This is a genomic window from Endozoicomonas sp. (assembly GCF_051008435.1).
GTDB lineage: Bacteria > Pseudomonadota > Gammaproteobacteria > Pseudomonadales > Endozoicomonadaceae > Endozoicomonas_A.
The window spans coordinates 26,993-33,237 of record NZ_JBPCXO010000047.1 but is presented as its reverse complement, the minus strand read 5'-3'; the positions used below and the strand labels follow the sequence as shown (position 1 = coordinate 33,237).

Here is a 6,245-nt window from a genome sequence, read left to right as displayed (position 1 = left end):
GCTATTGTGCTGACAATCTGAACAACAGCCCTGCGTTGGAACTCCTCGCAATAGCTAGCTATTACTCGTCGTTCCGCCTTGCTCTGATGTCCAGCTTGCCATGCTCATTACGGTAGTTAGAAAATTCGATTGGTATAACCACATATCGGACTGTCGTGATGGAAGTCCACCTTGTTGATGAAGTTCGGGTGCCGTGCAGAAATCAAAGGGCAAGTACTGCTGGTCTCTGAGTCCGTCAGAATAAAGATACAATGCTTTCTCAAACCCTGTCAGCATAACGGTATCTTCTTCTGTGAATAGAATATTTTCGGGAGTGACGCCCATATGCAAAATCGGTGGATTCATAGCAGTGTGCAAATGGTTGAGTGCGCTGGCAATGCTTTTCGCAACCCTATGCAGCATCGCATTATCTATCCCTTGGGTGGCCTTTCCTATAGCAAAGTTTTCTGAGTGTTTGTGTTCGCGACTTTTCTGATCTTGTGCTGCCTGTCTGTTTCTGAATTTGATCATTTCTCCCAGACTAAGGCTGGCAGCTTTAGGGTTAACTTTTTCTATGGCCTTGTTGTTTGTCGCATAAGTTCCTTCAGACATCATAATGTACTGATGGGGCAGGATGGCTGGCTGGCTGGTCGTAAACCTCCAGTGTTTTAAAGGGGTATCGAGTAATCGTAATCTTTTCGTCTTGATCCTCTTCACCGGGACAGTCTTTTTTTACCGCTCCGATAGCTTGTTTACAATATGATATTGAGGCAGTTGCAGCCGCACACATAGCAATCAGAGGTGAAAATATAATGGATGCCGCACAAAAACCTTCAGCCATATGCTCTGCTGTCTGCTCAGTGGACTCAAGATCTTTCAGGCAATGGCTGCATCCGGTGCTCACACATTGAGCAACACTGGCGAACTCAGAGCTGCACTGGGTGACGATATCGGCTTGAGCTGGATGGAGATGAAACAAACATAAGATTAACATTGGTGGGCATAGAGCCTTTTGGGACATCATAAGCAGCGCCTGTAATCTTGTGATGCGAATAAAGCTTGTACCGCTATCCCGCCCTATCATTTTCCAGGAAAATTAAACTTGAGCAGGAAACGCTCCAAAAGATAGACGGTATTTCCCAGGGTTTGCTTTTTTATCTCACATAAGCGGACTTATTCTGGCATCGAATCAGCGATCTGATGAGATTCAACTCCCGTTTTCCAGGGCTGAAAATATTAATCCTTGATCGTTTAAATATCCTGATTCAACCGCTGACCTTTTCAACAAATGTCAAAGGCTCCCGACACTGGGTACACAGGTAGACTGTGCCTTTTACTGCTCTGTTATGGCGGATGGTACTGAGTGGAATCGTCTTTCCATCACAGCGGCAACGGTATAGAAATGGTCGTTTACTGGCATTGCGGGTGTTGTAACTGTGAGTTCTTTGCGCAGGGAGTCTGAACACTTCTTCCATAATGAATTGCCATTCTCTGCCATGGGGGCGGATGTTTCTGCCAAAGAGCTGATGGGCAATGAGGTGTGCGACTTCATGGCCAACGGTGTGCTCCAGGAAATGCTCCTTGTTTTCTTTGAAAAGCTGTTTATTAAGGCGCAACTGGTTTTTTTCAGTCCAGGCTTGGCCGGCCGTTTCACCTCTTAAGTTCAGGGTGATCTGTGGGCGAGGAAACCGTTTAAGAAAATGCCGCTCAGCCAGACAGTAAAGTTCACTGGTCCTTAATTCAATGGCAGGCAGGTAGGGACATTGTGTATTCAACATAAACAGACAGGTTAGAAAAACTCATAGAGGATAGTTCAGTAGAATTGTATCTGTACAGCCAACTTATGTCTCTTGCAAGTAAGGATGATTTAATACTTGCTCTGCGGTCAACCTGTCTTCTGGCTTCATGACCAATAACTTGCTGAGAAGATCCTTCAGCTGGGCACTTTCAGGCTTTTGCAGTTTTTCATGGCCAAGGACGAGCTCAGCAAAACTTTTCATGACTTCATATCGGTCCTCTATGGGGACATCACGACTCATTGGATTGAACAGACAGAGTTTTTCACCCGTAGCAGCTTCGTAGAGCAGGCTCCCAAACGACCACATCTCAGACTGAGGCGCGGGGAGCTCACTCAAAGTCACTTCCGGAGCAGTATAATCTCTGTGCAACTGTAGGCTCCTGTTTGCCAGGTTTGTACCGTCGAGTTGAACAGAGTTTCCAAAGTCAGTCAGTTTAACCGTTCCATCCCCTGTCAGAAGAATGTTTCCCGGGTTCAGGTCCATGTGAAGTATGGGCGGCACAGCGGCGGTATGAAGGTGATTAAGGGCACTGGCTACACCCAGACCGACTTTCTTTAATAATACGGGCGGTAATCCTCCACCGAGAGGAGCTACACCTTTGTCTTCAATCCCTCTTTCCGCCTTGATCGTCTCTCGATTATGCAATTCATCATGAGAAAATATCCCCAGTTTTCTCTCTGGTCGAAGGACATCTTCCAGACTCTGGCCGACAAATTCGAGCTCAATGCCTTCCGCATAACCTTGTTGTTGTACTGTTTTGACTTGTTCCTGACTTCTAAAGGTGCTTTTAACCGCTGCAATATTGTCGTGAGGCTGAGCTTTTAGTTGCTGCAATATCTCCAACTCGCTGGATTTGCGCTCATTGATTGTGGTTTTCAGTGCATGGATAGGGCGAACTGTGTCTTCTGAGTCAGGAATGGCCATAGCGACAGACCCAAACTTTCCTGCTCCTTTGAAATGATGAGTCGTTTTGACGCCAATCTCATGTTCTATCTGTTCTTTCAGAGTGGATAGCCTGACAGGAGTCGGCTGGTCATCATGGACTTCGTGCTCACTGGAAAGATTAGGCGACGTGAGTTCAGTTTCAGGCTCTGATGACGGCGTAGGTTCAAGGTAACGGTCATCGGGAGTGGGTTCAAGATAGTGAAGTGAATCCGAACCGGATTCTACTGTATCAGAGCTAACATAGGGGTTCTCAAAGTGCAGTGTTGGGTTATCTTCTATCTCGCTGTAAGGGTTAGTGGGGGCGGGTTGATCAATGTAGGGATTTGATGCCTCAGATGTTCTGGTTTGGAGACGCTGCTCCAGGTGTTGTGCAGAAGGTTGCCTGATGAACCATTTCCCCAGAAAACTGTTTGCCAGTCGATCCTTCAGGGATCGTGAGGGATGTTGACGATGATTGCCCGTCTCACTGCTTAAGCCCTCAGTTCTCTGGGCCTCGGTTGTTTGTACGCGGCGCCCAGCCTGGTTACCCTGAGGCGTTCCTTGGGATGAGGAGGGGGGTACATGTGAAATCCACCCTCTCAGGGTTCTGGCAATGGGGTTATTTGAATAATCAGGCATGACTCAAAACAGTGTTCCCGGATGATACTACTTAATTCATCTGGTGTTAGAGCTAAAGCTTTAGTGTACCTGTATGTATTCGGGGCCTACGCCCATGCCCCAGAATATGACAGTCGTGATCATTATGGAGACCAGCACCACCAACCCGATGCACAATACCGAGCTGGCATAGACAAATCCCTGTTCTCTAGGTATCTGCATGAAAGTCGGCAAACCTGAATAGAGTAGCCAGGCAGAGCAGGAAGACGCTATAGTGCCGGCAACAATGGTCAGCCAGATGGATGGGTATAGGCCGCAAAAACCCGCCAGAAAAAGTGGTGCAGCCGTATAACAACTGAATGCAACACTTTGAGTCAGGCTGGGTTTGCTGCCAAAGGTTTCAGCCATCCATTGAATGAATGCTCCCATGATGGCAACACCGGCCAGAATGGCCAGCCAGGCAAAAATAGCCATGGCTGCAGCGCTGGTTTCGGTTAATTTGACCACTTGATCACTGCCCGGAAGTGACCAGCCTGTTCGTGTGGTGCCCAGGTAAGTGCATATTGCCGGCAGAGCTGCCAGCCAGATGACCTGGCCCAGGTAAAGTCGAATGATACCGGGTGGGTGTTCCCGAATACTGGTCCACTCTTCATCCGGATGAAAGAGAAGCCCCCAAAAATGGCTTAATATCATGGTGCAACCTCCATTTAGGGCTGTACACCAGTAGCTGGTAATCCTTACATTGTGTTTAGCATTCAGCTACAAAACAGCGGCTAATATGTTGTTATTATTATTCACTGCGAAGGCATCGGCTCACATGATCAACATGAGCCAGGCACTTCCTGTTACACAGGATCGCTTGATAGCCTTGATTTCAGTGTGTACATATTTTTTTCATGAAGTAAAGTATTACATTGGTATTTCGGGTAACCTTCTTCATCAACATCACAAAAAGCGTCGAATCTTCGGTTTGCAGGTGAGGTTTTGGAGTGAACCTTTCTGCTCAGTCGAACGTTTTACAGCTGAGATGAACAGGACGGACCGTTTAAGGTCAACGCAGTTAAGGCCGGCAGGGGGAGTAGACTGAGGCTTTATTTTTTTTAGGAAACAGCCACCACAAAGGCATCTGGATTTCATGCTTCGATAACACAGTCGTTTTCGAACGGGTAAATCGGGAATTTGTCGTTTGTTTCAGGGTAGGCTCAGGAGCAGTGCTGACACTATGATGACTAAATTAGATCGTTATTTTCTTTTGCTGCTGGCGGGGGCAGTGGCTCTGGCTAGCTGGTATAACAGGGATTTTCAGGCTGTCAAAGAACCCGTCGTGGAGCAGGTTAAGAAGGTCAGTAAGAAGGTGGTTAAAGTTGAGAAAAAAATTCAAACTGACATCCCCGACTTTGCTGCCATCATGGACGTCAAGAAAAAGAAAAGTGAGTTCTTTGCCTTCATGAGGCAAATGATTGATAACGAGAACGAGCGTTTGGCCAGTATTCGACAAGAAGTTGAAATGCTCAGGGAAAAGCCAGCCCTGCATGAAACCGAAGAAAAGTGGCTGATCGACATTGCCCGAAAGTTCAGAGTGGATGAAGAGCTCCGAGTCAGTGATGAACTCTATGATGATCTGTTGAACCGGGTCGATGAAATTCCGGTCTCACTGGCTCTGGTGCAGGCGGCGAATGAGTCGGCCTGGGGCACCTCAAGGTTTGCTGTTGATGCTAACAACTACTTTGGCCAGTGGTGTTTCACCCCGGGCTGTGGTGTGGTTCCCGGTGCACGTCCAGAAGGCGCTACTTATGAAGTAAGGAGCTTTTCCTCTCCGGCAGCATCGGTTCGCTCCTACATGCATAACCTCAATACCAGTCATCATTATGATGGTTTGAGGGAGTTGCGTTCAAAAAGAAGAGTGGTTGGTGAGCCGGTGACGGGTCCTTTGTTGGCTCAGGGACTGTATTCCTATTCCATTCGTGGGGTCGACTATGTAGAAGAGTTGATATCCATGATTGAGAGTAATGGCTTGCTGAAGTACGATCTTGAAAAGCCTTTAACAGAGCTCAACGAGGTGAGGGATGACCAGAGCAATATTATGGCTATTGGTACTATTTATATTGCCGACGCCTCAGTTACAGGCGGCCCCGTCCAGTGAATACTGGGGGGTTTGGGATAAGAGTAATGAGCAATCTCTGAAGTCGATTGATCATTCAGCCTGGGGGCAGTTTCTTGAGCGTTATCTCAGGGTGTCCCCTGACTCTGAGGGTCGGCTTCTGGCTTATGGCAAGGTCACGTCTGAAGATAAGAAGCGCCTGAAGGTGTATATTGAAACCTTGACCCGCATTGATCCCCGCCAATACAGCAGAGCTGTCCAGATGGCCTACTGGATCAATCTTTATAATGCCCTCACCGTCGATCTTATTCTGAAGAACTACCCGCTTAAGTCCATTACCAAGGTGGGGCCCTGGTATGCCTTTGGGCCCTGGGATCAGGAACTCACCAAGGTGGCTGGTCAGTCACTGTCACTGAACGATATTGAGCACCGAATCCTGAGACCTCTCTGGCAGGACAAGCGGATTCATTATGCTGTGAATTGTGCCAGCTTAGGCTGCCCGGATCTGGCATTGGAGCCGTACACCGCAGTGAACCTGGAGAAGATGCTGTCAGAGGCCTCCCGTCGGTTTATCAACCAGGAGAAAGGGGTTGAGTTTGTTGATGGCCGGTTGGTGCTATCGCGAGTTTATGAATGGTATGGCGTAGACTTCGGATCGCAAAAGGATCTCTTGGTTCATCTGAAGGCCCATGCCAACGAACAACTCAGGAAACGTCTCGAGAAGTATACCGGCCCCATTGATTATCGCTATGACTGGTCTTTGAATGATCAGAAAGGCCGTTGAAATCCGATCGTTCGAACCTTGATAAATGACGGAGTAGATC

7 protein-coding genes are annotated in these 6,245 nt (G+C 47.8%); 2 read left to right on the top strand and 5 right to left on the bottom strand.

Translation table 11 applies throughout. The annotated features are described in order from the left end of the window. Positions 1-54: 54 nt before the first annotated feature. The 5 genes from ACR2PX_RS02125 to ACR2PX_RS02105 all read right to left on the bottom strand — a co-directional run bounded on the left by ACR2PX_RS02125 (position 55) and on the right by ACR2PX_RS02105 (position 4,013). The gene (locus tag ACR2PX_RS02125; protein ID WP_433997708.1) at positions 55-594 is read right to left on the bottom strand and encodes a protein kinase domain-containing protein; all 540 of its coding nucleotides are present in this window, start codon (positions 592-594) and stop codon (positions 55-57) included. Beyond that, positions 584-820, bottom strand: a complete 237-nt coding sequence (locus ACR2PX_RS02120) for a hypothetical protein (protein ID WP_433997707.1) — start codon at positions 818-820, stop codon at positions 584-586. Before ACR2PX_RS02120 ends, ACR2PX_RS02125 begins: the two co-directional genes overlap by 11 nt. Positions 821-1,244: 424 nt before the next feature. Continuing rightward, positions 1,245-1,757 carry a SprT family zinc-dependent metalloprotease gene (locus ACR2PX_RS02115; RefSeq protein WP_433997706.1) on the bottom strand — a complete coding sequence of 171 codons (513 nt, stop codon included), beginning with the start codon at positions 1,755-1,757 and terminating at the stop codon, positions 1,245-1,247. 63 nt (positions 1,758-1,820) lie between these two features. Then, a complete protein-coding gene (locus tag ACR2PX_RS02110; RefSeq protein ID WP_433997705.1) occupies positions 1,821-3,341 on the bottom strand; it encodes a protein kinase domain-containing protein in 1,521 nt (506 codons plus the stop codon). A gap of 60 nt (positions 3,342-3,401) precedes the next feature. Then, positions 3,402-4,013: a Yip1 family protein gene (locus tag ACR2PX_RS02105; RefSeq protein ID WP_433997704.1), complete on the bottom strand. Its 612-nt coding sequence runs from the start codon at positions 4,011-4,013 to the stop codon at positions 3,402-3,404. 529 nt (positions 4,014-4,542) lie between these two features. Here ACR2PX_RS02105 and ACR2PX_RS02100 point away from each other — a divergent pair. Both ACR2PX_RS02100 and ACR2PX_RS02095 read left to right on the top strand, forming a co-directional pair. Beyond that, a complete protein-coding gene (locus ACR2PX_RS02100) occupies positions 4,543-5,463 on the top strand; it encodes a glucosaminidase domain-containing protein (RefSeq protein ID WP_433997703.1) in 921 nt (306 codons plus the stop codon). Beyond that, a complete protein-coding gene (locus tag ACR2PX_RS02095) occupies positions 5,426-6,205 on the top strand; it encodes a DUF547 domain-containing protein (protein ID WP_433997702.1) in 780 nt (259 codons plus the stop codon). The genes ACR2PX_RS02100 and ACR2PX_RS02095 overlap by 38 nt, the downstream gene beginning before the upstream one ends. Positions 6,206-6,245: the final 40 nt, after the last annotated feature.